The following is a 521-nucleotide window of genomic DNA, read 5'->3' on the forward strand; positions in this document are numbered from 1 at the left end:
TTTTCGTGGGGTACACTAGTGAACAGGAGAAAAATGATAAACCTTCACGAAGAAGCGGCTTGGGTAAGAAGTAAAATAGAATCAGTTGTCGGTAAAGACTGGTTCTATTTTGGTTCTGACTTTCCAATTAATGCTTGTAAACATGCTTCAATGTTGTTCTGCTACCACTTAACCCAAAAAGGCTACAGTAAGCCTATATACCTTGTCTTTGGTATATCTAAAAAGCGTGGCGGTGAAGTTGGGCATTGGTGGGTAGAAAGTGAAGGTATTTTGGTTGATATAACAGCTGATCAATTTAACCTCATTGAAGACAGCGAACTTAGTTATAAAATCAAAATTAACAGGTTATATCTTCCTGTTTATTGTGTCCCCACTTTAAATGCACCTCACCACAAGGTGTTCGAACTCGTTCCCAAAGAATTATGGGCTTGGAACGAAGATGATGTTAGTGAAACCTACCTTGATGAACTAAGCATTTTTTATAGTCGCTTGTTGTAGCAGTTCACATAACAAACGGCTCA

Annotated in this window: 1 protein-coding gene; it reads left to right on the plus strand. The window is 38.4% G+C overall.

What is annotated here, in order from left to right:
• The coding region (locus PL85_RS18645; RefSeq protein ID WP_234910701.1) for a hypothetical protein at positions 1–498 on the plus strand (498 nt) is incomplete at its 5' end.
• Positions 499–521: the final 23 nt, after the last annotated feature.

It is taken from the genome of Vibrio anguillarum, from assembly GCF_001989995.2.
Classification (GTDB): domain Bacteria; phylum Pseudomonadota; class Gammaproteobacteria; order Enterobacterales; family Vibrionaceae; genus Vibrio; species Vibrio anguillarum.